General features: G+C 69.0%; 19 protein-coding genes and 1 tRNA gene. 13 read left to right on the top strand and 7 right to left on the bottom strand.

What is annotated here, in order from left to right; translation table 11 throughout:
• Positions 1–50: 50 nt before the first annotated feature.
• The 7 genes from AC1ROC_RS09230 to AC1ROC_RS09200 all read left to right on the top strand — a co-directional run bounded on the left by AC1ROC_RS09230 (position 51) and on the right by AC1ROC_RS09200 (position 6,295).
• On the top strand, positions 51–794 hold the full coding sequence (locus AC1ROC_RS09230) for a Type 1 glutamine amidotransferase-like domain-containing protein (RefSeq protein ID WP_492999679.1): 744 nt from the start codon (positions 51–53) through the stop codon (positions 792–794).
• 75 nt (positions 795–869) lie between these two features.
• Complete coding sequence (locus tag AC1ROC_RS09225) at positions 870–1,646, top strand: COG4705 family protein (protein ID WP_492999677.1); 777 nt, start codon at positions 870–872, stop codon at positions 1,644–1,646.
• 49 nt (positions 1,647–1,695) lie between these two features.
• Entirely contained in the window at positions 1,696–3,066 is a 1,371-nt protein-coding gene (locus AC1ROC_RS09220) for a ferredoxin reductase family protein (protein ID WP_492999674.1), read from the top strand.
• Positions 3,063–3,593, top strand: coding sequence for an FMN-binding protein (locus tag AC1ROC_RS09215; RefSeq protein ID WP_492999672.1), 531 nt, complete (start codon positions 3,063–3,065; stop codon positions 3,591–3,593). The genes AC1ROC_RS09220 and AC1ROC_RS09215 overlap by 4 nt, the downstream gene beginning before the upstream one ends.
• Positions 3,590–4,342: an FAD:protein FMN transferase gene (locus AC1ROC_RS09210; protein WP_492999670.1), complete on the top strand. Its 753-nt coding sequence runs from the start codon at positions 3,590–3,592 to the stop codon at positions 4,340–4,342. The genes AC1ROC_RS09215 and AC1ROC_RS09210 overlap by 4 nt, the downstream gene beginning before the upstream one ends.
• Before the next feature lie 35 nt (positions 4,343–4,377).
• A complete protein-coding gene (locus tag AC1ROC_RS09205) occupies positions 4,378–5,037 on the top strand; it encodes a response regulator transcription factor (RefSeq protein ID WP_493000009.1) in 660 nt (219 codons plus the stop codon).
• Between the two features lie 13 nt (positions 5,038–5,050).
• Entirely contained in the window at positions 5,051–6,295 is a 1,245-nt protein-coding gene (locus AC1ROC_RS09200) for a sensor histidine kinase (RefSeq protein ID WP_492999667.1), read from the top strand.
• Here the strand turns inward: AC1ROC_RS09200 and AC1ROC_RS09195 are convergent.
• Positions 6,255–6,626 carry a hypothetical protein gene (locus AC1ROC_RS09195; protein ID WP_492999665.1) on the bottom strand — a complete coding sequence of 124 codons (372 nt, stop codon included), beginning with the start codon at positions 6,624–6,626 and terminating at the stop codon, positions 6,255–6,257. The genes AC1ROC_RS09200 and AC1ROC_RS09195 overlap by 41 nt on opposite strands.
• Before the next feature lie 110 nt (positions 6,627–6,736).
• Between AC1ROC_RS09195 and AC1ROC_RS09190 the strand changes: the two genes are divergently transcribed.
• Entirely contained in the window at positions 6,737–7,972 is a 1,236-nt protein-coding gene (locus tag AC1ROC_RS09190; protein ID WP_492999663.1) for an alpha/beta hydrolase family protein, read from the top strand.
• Positions 7,973–7,984: 12 nt separating this feature from the next.
• On the opposite strand, the gene AC1ROC_RS09185 is transcribed toward AC1ROC_RS09190, so the two are convergent.
• Genes AC1ROC_RS09185 through AC1ROC_RS09175 form a run of 3 tightly spaced genes read right to left on the bottom strand, consistent with a single transcriptional unit; the run spans position 7,985 to position 9,396 of the window.
• Positions 7,985–8,290, bottom strand: coding sequence for an NIPSNAP family protein (locus tag AC1ROC_RS09185; RefSeq protein ID WP_492999661.1), 306 nt, complete (start codon positions 8,288–8,290; stop codon positions 7,985–7,987).
• Positions 8,287–8,781, bottom strand: coding sequence for a GNAT family N-acetyltransferase (locus AC1ROC_RS09180; protein ID WP_492999658.1), 495 nt, complete (start codon positions 8,779–8,781; stop codon positions 8,287–8,289). Before AC1ROC_RS09180 ends, AC1ROC_RS09185 begins: the two co-directional genes overlap by 4 nt.
• Before the next feature lie 48 nt (positions 8,782–8,829).
• The gene (locus tag AC1ROC_RS09175) at positions 8,830–9,396 is read right to left on the bottom strand and encodes a helix-turn-helix domain-containing protein (protein ID WP_492999657.1); all 567 of its coding nucleotides are present in this window, start codon (positions 9,394–9,396) and stop codon (positions 8,830–8,832) included.
• Between the two features lie 71 nt (positions 9,397–9,467).
• Here AC1ROC_RS09175 and AC1ROC_RS09170 point away from each other — a divergent pair, with 71 nt between their 5' ends.
• Positions 9,468–10,424 (top strand): NAD(P)/FAD-dependent oxidoreductase, encoded by a 957-nt coding sequence (locus AC1ROC_RS09170; protein ID WP_492999652.1) that lies wholly within the window; start codon positions 9,468–9,470, stop codon positions 10,422–10,424.
• 13 nt (positions 10,425–10,437) lie between these two features.
• On the opposite strand, the gene AC1ROC_RS09165 is transcribed toward AC1ROC_RS09170, so the two are convergent.
• Positions 10,438–10,508: transfer RNA gene (locus AC1ROC_RS09165), tRNA-Gly, on the bottom strand.
• Positions 10,509–10,741: 233 nt separating this feature from the next.
• Here AC1ROC_RS09165 and AC1ROC_RS09160 point away from each other — a divergent pair.
• Complete coding sequence (locus AC1ROC_RS09160; protein WP_492999650.1) at positions 10,742–11,650, top strand: HipA domain-containing protein; 909 nt, start codon at positions 10,742–10,744, stop codon at positions 11,648–11,650.
• Positions 11,634–12,443, top strand: coding sequence for a hypothetical protein (locus AC1ROC_RS09155; RefSeq protein WP_492999645.1), 810 nt, complete (start codon positions 11,634–11,636; stop codon positions 12,441–12,443). The genes AC1ROC_RS09160 and AC1ROC_RS09155 overlap by 17 nt, the downstream gene beginning before the upstream one ends.
• 297 nt (positions 12,444–12,740) lie before the next feature.
• Here the strand turns inward: AC1ROC_RS09155 and AC1ROC_RS09150 are convergent, their stop codons facing one another.
• Both AC1ROC_RS09150 and AC1ROC_RS09145 read right to left on the bottom strand, forming a co-directional pair.
• A complete protein-coding gene (locus AC1ROC_RS09150) occupies positions 12,741–13,013 on the bottom strand; it encodes a metal-sensitive transcriptional regulator (RefSeq protein WP_179150718.1) in 273 nt (90 codons plus the stop codon).
• A 33-nt stretch (positions 13,014–13,046) separates the two neighbouring features.
• Entirely contained in the window at positions 13,047–13,232 is a 186-nt protein-coding gene (locus tag AC1ROC_RS09145; RefSeq protein WP_085368252.1) for a DUF8730 family Cys-rich protein, read from the bottom strand.
• A gap of 106 nt (positions 13,233–13,338) precedes the next feature.
• On the opposite strand from AC1ROC_RS09145, the gene AC1ROC_RS09140 reads away from it, so the two are divergent.
• Both AC1ROC_RS09140 and AC1ROC_RS09135 read left to right on the top strand, forming a co-directional pair.
• Positions 13,339–15,000, top strand: coding sequence for an FAD-dependent oxidoreductase (locus tag AC1ROC_RS09140; RefSeq protein WP_492999641.1), 1,662 nt, complete (start codon positions 13,339–13,341; stop codon positions 14,998–15,000).
• A 146-nt stretch (positions 15,001–15,146) separates the two neighbouring features.
• A complete protein-coding gene (locus AC1ROC_RS09135) occupies positions 15,147–15,563 on the top strand; it encodes a hypothetical protein (RefSeq protein WP_492999639.1) in 417 nt (138 codons plus the stop codon).
• The last annotated feature ends 38 nt before the right edge of the window (positions 15,564–15,601 follow it).

Genomic DNA, 15,601 nt, shown 5'->3' with positions numbered 1-15,601 from the left:
TCCGGTCGCGCTCCCACGGGGTGAAGGGCGATCGACGGTAGCGTGATGGGATGGGCATCCACTTGGTCGGCGGCGGCAATGACCCGCGCTACGACATCGACGTGTACACAGGCTTCGTGATCGAGGCGGCGCAGCGTGCCGCGAGGCGCGAACCGGATGCGACGGCCAGAATCGCCGTGATCACGGTCCGCGAGGGCGGAGAAGCCGACCACGCCGCTCGGCTCACGGAGGCGTTGACCACCGCCGCGGCGTCGGAAGCGGCCGGTGGCGTCAGCATCGAGCCGGTGATCGCCGCCTTCGCAGAGGGCCAGCTGGTCGACCCGAGCGCGCTGGAGGGCATCGACGCCCTGGTGGTCGGCGGAGGCCTCACGCCCGCCTACCTCGACGCCCTGCTCCCCTCGGCCGAGACCATCCAGGCGGCCGTCGTCGACGGGATGCCGTACCTCGGCTTCTCCGCGGGCGCGATGATCGCGCCGGATCGCGCCCTCATCGGAGGCTGGCGCATCGGTGGCGTCGAGGTCTCCCCGGAGGACGGCTCCGAGGAGCTGGACGAGGTCACCGTCGTCCCCGGACTCGGGCTCGTGGACGTGACCGTCGACGTGCACGCGGTGCAGTGGGGCAACCTCTCGCGGCTGATCGCGGCAGTGGATGCGCAACTCGTCGACGGCGGCGTCGCCATCGACGAGCACACGGTGCTGTCTGTCGGGTCCGGTCCGCTGCGCGCGGCCGGCGCGGGAACCGTGTGGGCGGTGACGCGGGGGACGCCGCACGTGCAGGTGCAGAGCATCCATTGATCGGGAGTGGCGCCGCGACGCGTGTGATCCCCGCCTCTTAGCGATTTCTGGGAGCCGCAGCGCCAGAGTGTCCTGGTGCTGCGCAACAAAGTCCCCGAAGTGACCGCCCTGTTCTGGGTGGCCAAAGTGCTGACCACCGCGATGGGCGAGACGACCTCCGATTTCCTCGTGCACCGGATCGACCCTCCCGTGGCGGTCGCCGGGGCCGCCGTCGTGCTGGCCGTCGCCCTGGTGCTGCAGTTCGCGGTGCGCAGGTACATCTCGTGGGTGTACTGGTTCGCGGTGCTGATGGTGGCGGTGTTCGGGACGATGGTCGCCGACGTCATCCACGTGCAGTTCGGGGTGCCCTACCTGGTGTCGACGACGGTGTTCCTGGTGGTTCTCGCCGTGGTGTTCGCGCTCTGGTACACGACCCAGCGGACCCTCTCGGTGCACAGCATCAACACGCGGCCGCGGGAGTTCTTCTACTGGTGCGCCGTGCTCACCACGTTCGCGCTCGGCACCGCGGTCGGCGACCTCACCGCGGTCACCTTCGGGCTCGGCTACCTCGCCTCCGGGGTCGTCTTCCTGGTGCTGTTCGCACTGCCGGGCGCCGGGTACCGCTGGTGGGGGCTCGGCGCCACGGCCGCGTTCTGGGCGTCGTATGTACTGACCAGGCCGTTCGGCGCATCCATCTCGGACTGGCTGGCGGTGTCGCACGCGCGCCACGGGCTGGGCCTCGGCACCGGCCAGGTGAGTCTGGCGCTGTTCGTCGCCATCATCGTGGTGGTCGGCATCAGCAGCGGCCGCAACCGGATGCGCGTCACTGGGCTAACCCATAGCAACCCCGCAGCCCCTCCCCAGGAGAACTAAGAATCCGGCAAGAATCAGCCGCGATCGTTGGAAGCATGGAGATCAGACCATGACCGCGATCGCGACACCGCCCCCGGCGGCCGCTGCGGAGACGAGCCGTCCGGCCAGGCGCCACGGTTCGGTGACCGTGCGCGTCGTGCTGGCGGTGGGCCTCGTCGGCGTGCTCTGGCTGTGGTGGGTCGGCGTCCCGGCGGGCTTCACCGCAACGCCCGCCAGCGTCGCCACCACCGTCGGCGAGCTGAGCGGGCTGCTCGGCGCATACCTGGTCTGCGCCCAGGTGCTCCTGATCGCGCGAGTGCCATGGTTCGAGCGGGCGGTCGGGCTCGACCGGCTGGTCTCCTGGCACCGGTCGCTCGGCGCATCCGTCGTCCTGCTCGTGATCACGCATGTCGTGTTCATGGTGCTGGGCGCAGAGATCCTGTCGAAGACGATGCCGTGGGATGCGTTCGTCGCGATGCTGCAGGACTACCCGGACATGCTCACCGCCCTCGTCGGCACCATCGCGTTCCTCGCCGTTGGGCTGAGCAGCGCCCGGCTGGTGCGCGCGAAGCTGTCCTACGAGGTCTGGTACTGGCTGCACCTGTCCACCTACGTCGCGATCTTCCTCACCTTCCTGCACCAGCTGAGCGGAGGCACGCACTTCGTCGGGCAGCCGTTCGCGCGCATCCTGTGGATCGCGCTGTACCTGGGGACGGCCGCCGCCGTGCTCACCTGGCGTTTCGTCCTGCCGACAATGGATGCGTGGCGGCACAGGATGCGCGTCGCCGCCGTGGTGCCGGAGGGCGAGGGCATGTCGAGCGTCTGGCTCACCGGCAACCGGATGCACGAACTCGGCGTGCGCGGAGGCAACTTCCTGAACTTCCGCTTCCTCGCCTGGGGTCACCTGCTCACGGCGCACCCGTACTCGGTGTCGCGCCTGCCCACCGACGGGTATCTGCGGATCACGGTCGGGGCGCTCGGCGACCACTCGACGCGCCTGTCCGGGCTGAAGAAGGGCACGCTGGTGTTCGCGGAAGGCCCGTTCGGGCACTTCACCGCGGACAGGGCGACCAGGCCGCGCATCCTGCTGATCGCCGGTGGTGCGGGCATCGGGCCGATCAGGGCGCTCGCCGAAGAACTCGTGGCCCGCGGGGCGCAGCCGGTGGTGCTGTACCGGGCGCACTCGACGGCGCACCTGGCGCTGGCCGCCGAGCTGCAGGCCATGCCGGGGGTCACGGTCGTGCCGGTGCCCGGCCGCCGCAGCGAACTCGGCTACGACCCGCTCGACGTCGAGCCGATGCAGCGGTTCATCCCTGCGCTGCGCGACTGGGAGGCGTTCATCTGCGGACCGCAGGGGATGGCCGACCGCGCAGAGCAGACCCTCCGAGAGCTCGGGATGCCCGGGCGCTTCATCCACCGAGAAGAACTGAGCATGTCATGAGCCAGAAGAAGTGGCGAGGAACCATCCTGTTCACGATCATCGTGGTGGTGATGGGCGGGACGATCGGCCTCAAGCTGTACGGGCTGGGGGAGACGCAGACCGCGACCACGGCGGCGGTGGCGGGGCGGACGAGCGCGGGTGCGAGCACGGGCACGGGCACGTCGGGAACCACCGGCACCGGCAGCACCGGCACCTCCACCACCCCGTCCCCGTCCCCGTCCGCGACCTCCACCCCCGCGACCGCGCCTGCCTCCGCCAGCACGGTCGTCACCGGCAGCACCGTCGACACCCGCTACGGCCCCATCCAACTGCAGGTCACCTTCTCCGGCACGACGATCACCGCGATCACCGCCCTGCAGACCCCCGATCAGGATGGCCGCAGCGTCTCCATCAATGAGCAGGCGGTGCCGATCCTCACCCAGGAGGCGCTGGCCTCGCAGTCGGCGTCCATCGACACCGTCTCCGGCGCCACCTACACGTCCGAGGGCTACATGCGGTCCCTGCAGTCGGCGATCGACCAGCGGTGAGATTCGTGGAGACGGTGATGGGCATCCCGATGTCCATCGACCTCCGGGATGCGGAGGACAACGCGGCGGCGGACGCTGCCACCGCGGCCTTCGCGGTGCTGAGGGAGGCGGACGAGCGGTTCAGCGTCTACCGTCCGGACTCCGAGGTGAGCGCGGCCAACCGCGGCGAGCATCCATCGTCCGCGTTCAGCGACGAGCTGACCGCCGTGATCGCGCTGGGCGAGAAGGCCGAGCGGGCGTCGGGCGGTGCGTTCCGAATCCGGAAGCCGGACGGGACGCTCGACCTCGACGGCGTCGTCAAGGGATGGGCGGCGGCGCGCGCGGCCGAGGCGCTGCGCAGGCACGGGATGCGCCGGTTCTGTCTGAACGCGGGCGGCGACGTGGTGGTCGGCGACGCTCCGGATGCTGCGCCGGCCTGGAACGTCGGCGTGCGGGCACCGAGCGATCCCGACGCGGTCCTGGCCGTGCTCGCCGCGGAGAACGCCGCGGTTGCCACCTCCGGCGCGTACGAGCGCGGAGCCCACATCGTCGACGGTCGCACGGGCGCGCCCGCCGCGGGGTTGCTCAGCGCCACCGTCGTCGCGGGCGACCTCACCACCGCCGACATCCTCGCCACCGCGGTCTTCGCCCTGGGCCGCCCCGGCGTCGACTGGGCGATCGGGCACGGCGCCACCGGCGTGCTCGCACTCACCGACAGCGGGCAGCTCCTCGTCTCCGGCACCATCCACTTCGCGCGGCCGGCGGCATGACCGAGCCCGCGACCTATACTGCGACAGTGAGCGGGATGCCCCGGGTGCTGGTAGCCGAGGACGACGCGCGCCTTGCCGGGATGCTGACCGAACTCCTCACCTCGGAGGGCTACGAGGTCGTCGTCGCCACGGACGGCCAGCGCGCCCTCCACCTCGGCCTCACCGAGGAGGTCGACGTCGTCCTCCTCGACCGCGGGCTGCCCATCCTGGACGGACTGGATGTGCTCGGCCGCCTGCGCGACAACGGCGTCACCGTTCCCGTGCTCATCCTCTCCGCCCTCGGCAACGCCGCGCACAGGGTCGAGGGGCTGGACGGCGGCGCGGAAGACTACCTGGCCAAGCCGTTCGACATCGACGAACTGCTCGCGCGGCTGCGGGTGCTCAGGCGGAGGAGCGGATCCACCACCCCCGCTGTGCGGTTCCCGGGCGGGATGCTCGAGGTCGGCAACCGCACGGTCGTCACCTCCCAGGGCGAGCGCGTCGTGCTCTCCGAACGCGAGTCCGCGCTGCTCGAGCAGCTGGCGCGGCGGCCGACGCAGGTGTTCTCGCGGGCCGTGCTGCTGGACACCGTGTTCGCCGATGCGGACGACCCGGGGGTGGTCGACACGTACGTGCACCACCTGCGCAAGAAGTTCGGCCGCGACCTCATCGAGACGGTCCGCGGCCTCGGCTACCGGATGGGCTCGCTGTCGTGACGGGTGCAGCGTCGTGACGTCGCCCGAACGCACGGAGGCTCGCTCGGCGGCCACCAGGCTCGCGCTCCAGTTCACGGCGACCATCCTGGTGCTGTTCGTGGTGCTCGGTGCCGTTGTCCTGCTGGTCGTGTCGGCAGGGCAGACCGAAGCGGCCAAGCGCACGCTGGCCGACGCCTCCCAGGTCGACTCGGTGCACGACGCCCCGCGCAACCTCCTCGTGACCGTCATCTCGCCGCTGGGCAGGGAGAGTTCGCCCGGGCTGCCGGACGGGCTGCCGGACGAAGCGGCGCTCGCGCGCGTGCAGGCGGGCGGCCCGGCAGAGACCTCCACCGTCGAGGCCGGAGGGCAGAGCTACCTCACCGTCACCGACATCCGCCGCGGGAAGGTGGTGCAGGTGTCGTACGGGCTGGGCGAGCAGGCGGAGGAGCTTGGCCGCCTCGTCGGGGCTCTCGTCATCTCGGGCGTCGTCGCCGTGGTGGCCGGCGCGTTCCTCGCCGTCTTCTTCGCGCGCCGCGCCATGCAGCCGCTCGCCGACGCCCTCGCCCTGCAGCGCCGGTTCGTCGCCGACGCGAGCCACGAACTGCGCACCCCGCTGACCCTGCTCAGCACGCGCGCCCAGCTGGTGCGCCGCCGGGCACGGGATGCGTCCCCCGCCGTCGACCAGGAGGTCAGGTCCGGCATCGACGAGATCGTCGACGACAGCAAGGCGCTCACGGAGATCGTCGAAGACCTGCTGATCGCGGCCGACCCCCGGCAGGCGGCGGAGGCGGAACGGGTGAACCTCGCGGTTGTCGCGGCAGCGGTGGCGCGGGCGGCGGAGGCGCGGGCCGCAGAACGCGACGTGGTGATCGAGGTCGGCGGCCCGGGGGAGTCCGCCGAGGTATCCGGGACCCCGGTGTCGCTGAGGAGGATGGTGGTGGCGCTGGTCGACAACGCCGTCGATCACGCCGCATCCCGAGTGGTCGTCGATGTCGGGCGCGCAGGAGGGGACGTGGTGCTCACCGTCAGCGACGACGGCCCCGGGTTCGCGGACGGCGACGATCGCCGCGTGTTCGAGCGGTTCGCGTCGACGCGCACCGCCGACAGGGCGGGCAGGCACTACGGCCTGGGTCTCGCCCTCGTCGCCGACGTCGTCTCCAGGCACGGCGGCACCGTCGCGGTGGCGAACGAGGGGAAGGACGGCGGCGCGGTCGTCACCGTCCGGCTCCCGGCCGACCTCAGAACGCGAACACCTGACCGAACACGATCACCAGGATGAGGAACACGCCCACGATCCCGCCGATCACGCCGAGGGTGCGCTTGGACAGCTTGGCGATGCCGAACCCGACGAGGAACGGCAGGGCGAGGCAGCCGAGGGCGAGGATCCACCAGAACGCCTGAAAACCGAACTGCGACGCCGATTCGAGGCGTCCGCCGAACATCTTCTGCGTCGCGGGATGCGTGGCGAACGCGATGCACGCGGACAGCGGGTATGCGATCAGCACGGCGACGATCAGCCCGGCGAAGGCGCCCCACGCGCCCCGACCGACACCGGCACTGATGTCGAGCGTCTCTTCCTTGTGGGGTCCCTGCCTGCTCTTGGTGCTCATGCGCACAGCATAGGGGTCGGCGTCTGCGGCCGGGAAGGGACCTCCTGGCGCAGAGCGCACGGCAGGATTAGGCTCCGAAATGTCAGCCGCTTCGTCGAAGGAGGCCGGACATGGCTCTCGGCTCACCTGTGCACCACCCCCACGGCCCGTTCACCGACGGGTTCTTCCACAACCACGACTTCGATTACGACCTCCGCGTCGTGCTCGGTCACGCGTTCTCCGGGGCAGCGGACACCGGTGAGGTGCTCGCCGCGGTGGAGTCCGTCGGGGAGCGGGACCACGAGGCCTGGTTCGCCGCGTGGCTGGCGCTCGGCTCGCGGCTGCGCGCCGCCGGGGACGACCAGGCGGCTGCCGGGAACGACATCAGTGCCTCGCGGTCGTACCTCCGCGCATCCACGTATCTGGGCGCGGCGCTGAACGCGGTCGCCTCCCTGCCGTCGTCGGATGCGCTGCTGCCGACGTTCCGCGAGCACCGTGCGGCCTGGGACCGTTTCGTCGACACGACCCCTGTCTCGATCCACCGGGTGAACATCCCGTACGAGGGCACGTCGCTTCCCGGATACTTCTTCCGGCCGTGGGGCACGGCGGGGTCGGGCCGGACGCTCATCATGAACAACGGCAGCGACGGCGCGATCAGTTCGATGTGGGCGAGCGGCGGAGCTGGAGCGTTGCAGCGCGGGTACAACGTGCTGATGTTCGACGGCCCGGGCCAGCAGTCGATGCTGTTCGAGCGCGGGATGCCGTTCCGTCACGACTGGGAGGCGGTGATCACCCCGGTGGTCGATTACCTCCTCGGCCGCGACGACGTCGACCGCGACAAGCTGGCGATCTGCGGCATCAGCCAGGGCGGCTACTGGGTGCCGAGGGCGCTCGCGTTCGAGCACCGCATCGCGGCCGCCGTCGTCGACCCCGGCGTCGTGGATGTGTCGACCTCGTGGACCGGCCACCTCCCCAAGAGCATGCTGAAGCTCCTGGCCGACGGCGAGAGCGAGAAGTTCGACCGCGACATGGAGCTCGCGATGAAGTTCTCCCCGGATCTCGCCCGCACCTGGGAGTTCCGGGCCAGGCCGTACATGAAGGACAGCTATTTCGAGACGGTCAAGGCGGTTCTCAACTACCGCCTGGACAACGTCGCGTCCTCCATCACCACGCCGCTGCTGATCACCGAACCGGAAGACGAGCAGTTCTGGCCGGGCCAGTCCCGGCGCCTCGCCGAGCTGACGCCCGGCGTCTCCACTGTCGTCCCGTTCACCGCGGACGAGGGCGCCAACTTCCACTGCGAGCCGCTGGCGCGCTCGCTGGTCGACCAGCGCACGTTCGACTGGCTGGATGCGCGACTCGGGTGACCCTGTGCCTCTCTACGCGAAGACCGGCGTCGTGAAGCGGCGCTCGTAGCGGCGGATGCATCCGGTGTCGCGCGCGTACTGGAAGGCCGCGATGCACTCGGGGTCCGACGCTACGGCTGTGCGGTACTTCTCGTACTCGGCCAGCGAGGGGAACGTGAACAGCGCGAACGCCTCGTCGCTGTCCCCTTCGCTCGGCATGAAGTAGCCGTGGTGCTGTCCGCCCAGCTTCTCGACCAGCCGGATCCACCGCCTGCCGTACTCGGTGAACTCCTCGAGTTTGTCGGCGTCGATCTCGTAGCGCAGGTGAACGGTGATCATGCTCGGTCCTCTCGTCGGGCGTCGATGTCCAGGGTCATGAAGGCGCTGTTCGGGTCGTCCGTGTACGACCCGTACGGCCCGCACTCCACGAACCCGGCCTTGGCGTACAGCCGCCGCGCAGGCACGAAGAAGTCCATCGATCCGGTCTCCAGCGACACTCTCCGCACACCCCGTGCCCGAGCGTCGTCGAGCGCGTGGGCGAGCAGTGCGGCGGCGATCCCCTGCCCCCGCCGCTCCGGGTCGGTGCGCATGGATTTCAGTTCCTCGTGCCCCGGCTCGTCGAGCGTGGCGAGCGCGACGGTCCCCACCACGTCGTCGCCGTCGACCGCCGTCCACATCCGCACTCGCGGCAACTGCAGCCCGGCCAGGTCGAGCGCGTGCCTGCTCTCCGGCGGCGCGGTCGGCTCGAGGTCGTCGAGGTGCGCCTGCAGGAACGCGCTCAGGGACGGTGAGGCGAAGTCGGCGCGGGTGATCGTGAGGGCGGCGGGCATGGGACGACGCTATCGCAGCGTGGCGGGGTGGATGCTCGGCCCCGGCGCTCAGGGGTCCTGCGGCTCGGGGGCGTGGGTGTGCATCCTGACCCCGTCGTCGTTGAAGATGCTGATCACCTGCGCCGGTTTGCCGCCCGCTGCCGAGATGGCGTGCGGTGTGCGCGTGTCGAACTCGGCGGCCTCGCCGCGGGTGAGGGTGAGGTCCTGATCCCCGAGCCGCAGGCGCAGTCGGCCGGCGAGCACGTAGATCCACTCGTATCCGTCGTGCACCCGCAGCTCGGGAAGCACGGCAACCGGCGGATACGTGATCTTGTACGTGTGCACGGGCGAGCTCTCTGGCGCGAGCGGAGCGATCACGAGCCCGTCGCGGCGGATCACCGGACGATGGATGCGCGGATCGCTCGCGTCGACACTGATCAGATCGTCGACCCGGATGCCCAGCTGCCTGGTCAGCGGCAGCAGCAGCTCGAGGCTCGCCTGCCGCTTGCCGGACTCCAGCCGGGACAGCGTGCTCGCCGACATGCCGGCTCGGGACGCGAGCTCCTCCAGGGTCCAGCCGCGCGACCGCCGCACGATCCGGAGTCGTGCGCCCACCTGTGCGAGCTCGTCGCGCATCCACTGTCTCCCATCTTGCCGTTTCCGCAAACGCTATTGCTATTCTCACATCTGTGGTCTGGACTGTCGACATGAACACCGCAGACACCTCCACCGTTCGGGATGCGATCATCGTCGGCGGCAGCGCGGCCGGCCTCTCCGCCGCCCTCATGCTGGGCAGGGCGCGCCGCCGTGTGCTCGTCATCGACGCCGGTCTCCCGCGCAACCGTTTCGCCGACCGCATGCACGGCGTCCTCGGCAACGACGGAACGTCGCCGGCGGACTTCGTGCGCGCTGGTCGAGCGGAGGCCGCCGCATACGGGGTCCACTTCCTGGACGCCACGGTCGCCAGCGTGACCGACGGCGGCCCCACTGTCACGGTGACACTCACCGACGGCCGCGAACTGCCGGCGCGCGCCCTCGTCGTCGCGACGGGAATCACCGACGAGCTGCCCACCATCCCGGGCCTGGCGGAACGCTGGGGCAAGACCGTGCTGCACTGCCCGTACTGCCACGGCTGGGAGGTCCGCGACCGTCGCCTCGGGGTGCTGGCGACGTCGCCAATGGCCATGCACCAGGCCAAGCTCGTGCGCCAGTGGAGCGACCACGTCATCTTCTTCTCCGCCGCCGCAGGCGAACTCGCCCCGGCCGACGAGGCTCGCCTGCGCGCGAGAGGCGTAACCGTCGTCACCTCCCCGGTCACGGAGGTGCTCGGCGACGGCCCCCAGGTCACCGGCGTCCGCACCGCAGACGGAACGCTGACCCCCCTCGACGCCCTCTTCACCGCCGGAGCACCCCGCCCGCACGACACCTTCCTGACCGGCCTCGTCCTGGCACGCACGGACCTCCCCGCCGGCCTCGGCTCCTTCCTCACCGTCGACCAGGCAGGCGCGACGAGCCACCCCCGAATCTGGGCGGCAGGCAACGTGATCAACCCGATGGCCACCGTCCCGATTGCCGTCGGCGCCGGGGCCCTCGCGGGCGGGGCGGTGAACGGCGCGCTTGTGGAGGAGGACTTCGACGCGGCGGTCGGTGGGGTGCTGGTGTGAGCGTCCGAAAGAGAGCGAGTGACGGGAATCGAACCCGCGCTATCAGCTTGGGAAGCTGAAGTTCTACCATTGAACTACACTCGCGCGGCCTGGAATCCCAGATAAACACTGGGAAGGAAGGCTAAGGCCCAGACTACCTGGTCGATGGTTATTGGCCAAACTCACCGTTTGCTCAGCGTCGTGAGAAATCACTCTGCGTTTCGTGCGCCGCTAACGTGGCGAAGTCACGTCGGCTGACCTCGCCCCGGGCGAGTGTCCTACACCGAGGCCTGGGGGCGATCCCTAGACTTCGGAGTGTGAGTCCAGACCGTATAGACGTGACGAAGTGGGAGTTCCTACGCGTCGAAACTCGCGGTGCCTCAGAGAAGGAGTGGGTGTCGGAACCAGGCGGATCATCCACGCGTCCGGAAACACATTGGCTATTCAAACCGGCCACTATACAGACCAACGGCAATCGACAAGTAGGCGATTGGGCTGAGGTCGTCGCCTCGACCATTGCCAACCACCTGGAGGTACCAGCCGCGGAGGCGCAGCTCGCCGTTCGTGACGGGGTCGAAGGCGTCATCACACGAAATGTGCGGCCAGCCGAATACGACATGGACACAGGTCGGCTCGCGATGCTGGACCAGATTGGCGTGGAGCTCCGAGACTCGCTGCGGGATCGATCGGCATCGATCGGGCACTCGCTCGAGAACATCGGTCGGACCCTGGATGGGTATGCGCCGCCGCCGCAGGCAACGTCCTGGGCGGCATGTACGGCGTATGACGTGTTCGTTGCTTACTTGGTGCTTGATGCACTGATTGGCAACGGCGACCGTCACGAGCAGAACTGGTCTGTGCTCCGCGCTCGGTCCAGTGCAGGACCCGTTGATGCGCTGGCGCCGGCATACGATATGGAGGCAAGCTTGGGCTTCCAACTCACGGACACCGCGAGGGTTGTGAGGCTCGCCGACACTGCCGCGCTGGAGTCGTTCGCGTCGAAGGGCCTGGCACGTCGCTTTGATGGAGACTTGAAGACTTCGCTGGTCGACCTGGCAGCGCGCGCTTCGAAGAACTGCACGGATGCGGGAAGAGCACGGCTCGCCGGACTGTTGAATTCGTTGGCATACGCAAACTACGAGGCTCTCCTCGCGCTCCACGGCGGAGTGTCAGAGGTCACGTGTAGGTTCGCAGGTGCAGTGTTGGAGATCAATGGAAGGAGGATCCAAGATGCCATTCGTCCTTGACGCGCAGGGTGCTGACGTCGTGACAGAGACCGAGTTGCTCGTCATCTGGCAGCAGCCCAGCACTCGTGCGATGATTCCTGTCGGCGTCCTCACATTTGACGGCGTAACCTACACCTTCGACTACCTACCCGATGTCGCTGACGTCGCAGAATTCAGGCCGCTACTTGGCTTCCGCGATCTCACGAAGACCTACAAGAGCGATGAGCTCTTTCCCCTTTTCCGCGAGCGAGTGTTGGACCCAACGCGTCCAGACTTCGTCCGCGTACTCGACGGATTGAGTCTCGACCCGGAGTCGGCCACGCTATGGGAGCAGCTCGTACGCTCGGGAGGATCCTCGGAGGGTGACACCCTCCAGGTCACTCCCTTCCCTCGCGAAAGCGCAGATGGCTGGACTTGCACCGCGTTGGTGGCAGGCGTTCGCTATCTGGCCAAGAAACCCGTCGAGACTGCCGACGGGTGGACGCGTCCTTACTCAGATGTCGAACTCGAAGATCTCCTGGGACGACTTACACCGGGCCAACCACTTCGGGTTGTCGCGGAAGTTGGAAACGACTACAACGCTGACGCTCAACTGTTCTTCACCGAACTCGGAGAGCCTGTCGGCTATGTGCCTGACTGGCTCGCGAAGCTCACGACTCCCTGCCTCAACGATGGAACACGCGTCCGAGCCGTTGTTGAACGTGTGAACGGAATGGGTGGGGGTTGGCATCTGCGGGTGCTCGTGACGCTTTACGCCGACGAGGCCTTCGCGAGTCTTCAAAGCCGACTCGACGCGGCTACTCGTTCTCACTGATCTGAGTACCCGGGGTTTCGGGACCGCAGCGCGCGGCAGCACAGGTGTTCCATATTCTTGCGAAAACTAAGCCTAGGGTCAGGAAGAATCGAGCAGGAAAGGAACTTCTGCGATCCATCCCTGCCCGGGCGGACTGGCCGAGGTCTCAACGGCCGTTCGGCGCGAAATAGAGCCAGTGTTTCGTACGCGAGACCCATACTTGGGTGCGCGTGAGATTGCTGCTTCCTCGACGGTTTGGCTCCCGAGTTGATTCGCTGAGTGACGCGCGTTTTTGAGGTGACTCGCAGTAGCGGGCGATCAGGCCAGCGTCAGAAACAGCTTCTCCAGCTCTTCGACCGTGATCGGGTCCGTGGTGTCGTCCGGGTCGTTCAGGCACTTCTGCATGGCGGTGGAGATGATCTGGAAGCCGGCCTTGTCGAGTGCGCTGGAGACTGCGGCGAGCTGGATGACGACGTCGCGGCATTTGCCGCCGTTCTCGACGGCGGCGATCACCGCGTTGAGCTGGCCCTGGGCGCGGCGCAGCCGGTTGAGGACGGGCTTGATGTCGGCGGGGGTGGGGTTCTCGGCCACGGTTCCTTCTTTCTGCAGTAGGGAGGGGAGTGCTCAGCTTTTGCCGAACAGGCGCGCGAAGAAGCCACTGGTGGGTGCCGCCGCCGCCTTTTCCGCGTCGGTGTGGGTGCCGTTGCACCACTCGTTCGCCGGGACGCGCTTGCGGACCTCGGCGACGTGCTGGCCGCAGCCGTTCCAGGTGGTCTTGCCGCAGGTGGTGCAGGTGACGGGGTAACACACGGGGTGGATCCTCTTTCTCGGGTTCGAGGGGCGATTTCGTATACCCCCCTCCGTATCGTACGATACCGGGGAGGGTATACCAAACCGCCCGAGGAGGCAGACAGGAATGAGAACCGTCATCATCGGCGGCGTCGCCGGAGGCATGTCGGCAGCGACCCGGCTGCGTCGGCTCGATGAGCAGCGCGAGATCGTGGTCTTCGAGCGTGGCCCGTACGTCTCGTACGCGAACTGTGGCCTCCCGTACTACGTCGGCGGCGTGATCAGTGACCGGTCGGCGCTGCTGCTGCAGACGCCGCAGTCCCTCGCATCCCGGTTCCGGCTGGATGTGCGGACCGGCCACGAAGTCCTGGCCATCGACGCCGCAGCCCGCATGGTGACGATCCTCGATCACGCGTCGGGGGAGACCTCGACCGAGGCGTACGACGAGCTGGTTCTGGCCGTCGGAGCGACCGCGCGCGAGGCGGCGGGGCATCCCGGAATCCCCACCCACACGCTGCGCACCGTGGAGGACGTCGACGCGATCGGCGCGCTGCTGGAGACAGTGGCGGACGGCGCAGGCAACCCCTCCGCGCTGGTCGTCGGCGGCGGGTTCATCGGGCTGGAGGCCGTCGAGAACCTGGTGCGGCGCGGGATCCACGTCACGCTCATCCAGCGCGGCCCGCACATCCTGACCCCGCTGGACGCCGAGATGGTGGTGCAGCTGGAGGCCGAGCTGCGCAGCCACGGCGTCGACGTGCGCACTCAGGTCACCATCGACACGGTGCAGGATGGCGTCGTCGTGCTCGACGACGGCAGCGTGCTGCGGCCCGACTTCATCGTCGACGCGTCCGGTGTGGTGCCGAGCGTGGACCTGGCGCGCACGGCCGGGCTGACGCTCGGCCCGACCGGCGGCATCGCCGTGGACGAGAGCAACCGCACCAGCGACCAGCACATCTACGCGGTGGGCGACGGCGTCGAGAAGGTCGACGCGCTGTCCGGTGGGGAGGCGCTGGTCACGATGGCCGGCCTCGCCAACCGGCACGGCCGCTCGGTCGCCGACGTGATCGCCGGGCGTCCGGAGCGGAACACGCCCGCGCTCGGCACCGCCATCGTGAAGGTGTTCGACACGGTCGCCGCGAAGGTCGGCTGGAGCGAGCGGCAGCTGGTGTCCGCCGGGCGCGCGCACCGCGTCATCCATACGCATCCCGCGTCGCACGCGACCTACTATCCCGGCGCGCAGTCGATGTCGATGAAGCTGCTGGTCGATCCGGAGAGCGACGCGATCCTCGGCGCCCAGATCGTCGGCGGCGATGGTGTCGACAAGCGCATCGACGTCCTGGCGGTGGCGATGGCGGGCGGCATCACCGCCTCCGGACTCGCCCGGCTCGAACTCGCGTATGCACCGCAGTTCGGCTCCGCCAAAGACCCGGTGAACCAGCTCGGCTACGTCGCAGACAACCTGCGCACTGGCGCCACGGGCGCGATCCAGTGGCACGAACTCGAGCATGCCATGGCGGCGGGAGCAACGCTTTTCGACGTCCGCACGGCCGGCGAGCATGCGGCCGGCGCGATCCCGGATGCGCTCAACATCCCGGTCGACGAGCTGCGGTCCCGGCTCGCCGAGCTTCCGGATGGGCCGCTCGTCGTGCACTGCCAGGTGGGCCAGCGCGGTCACACCGCCGCCCGCATCCTCGCCCAGCACGGGTTCGACGTCGTCAACCTCGACGGCGGCTACCGCACCTGGGCCGCCGGGGCGGCGACGCGCGTGCGGCAGCCCGCCGGGGTGTGACCTCGCCATATCCTCCGACGACACGGGATGCGCGCCGCACGCCCGACGCGCCCGCCGAACGGATCGAGCAGGTTTCGAGAAGCGGCCGCATCCGGCCCCGTCGTAGATTGGCGGCAGTTCACCGGAACCCTGGCAGAGGAGACACCATGGCAACCACCACGTTCAGCAAAGAAGAGAAGGCCGCGATCAAGGCCGCCGTCGCAGAGAAGAAGGCCGCGCAGGAGGGGGCAGACGCCGCAGCGGCGTGCGATGCCGCCATCGCCGCCATGACCGGCGCGGACAAGGAGCTCGCCGAGGCGTTCCACGCGCTCGTCGCCGAGAACACGTCGCTCGCCGCCAAGACCTGGTACGGGATGCCCGCGTACGCCGACGCGGACGGCAAGACGGTCGTCGCGTTCAAGCCGGGCTCGAAGTTCAAGATCCGTTACGCCACCATCGAGTTCCAGCAGGCGGCGAAGCTGGACGACGGCAACCTGTGGCCGGTCGGCTTCGCCGTCACCAGCATGGACGACGCGGACAAGGAGCGCATCGCCGCCATCCTGAGGACCGCGGTCGGGCGCTGACCCTAGCGCCCAGCCGCCGTCACCCAGCCGCCGTCACC

Source organism: Leifsonia sp. GW821-FHT13C05 (assembly GCF_058806515.1).
Note: the sequence above shows the minus strand (reverse complement) of the source record. Positions and strands in the feature narration are given on the sequence as shown.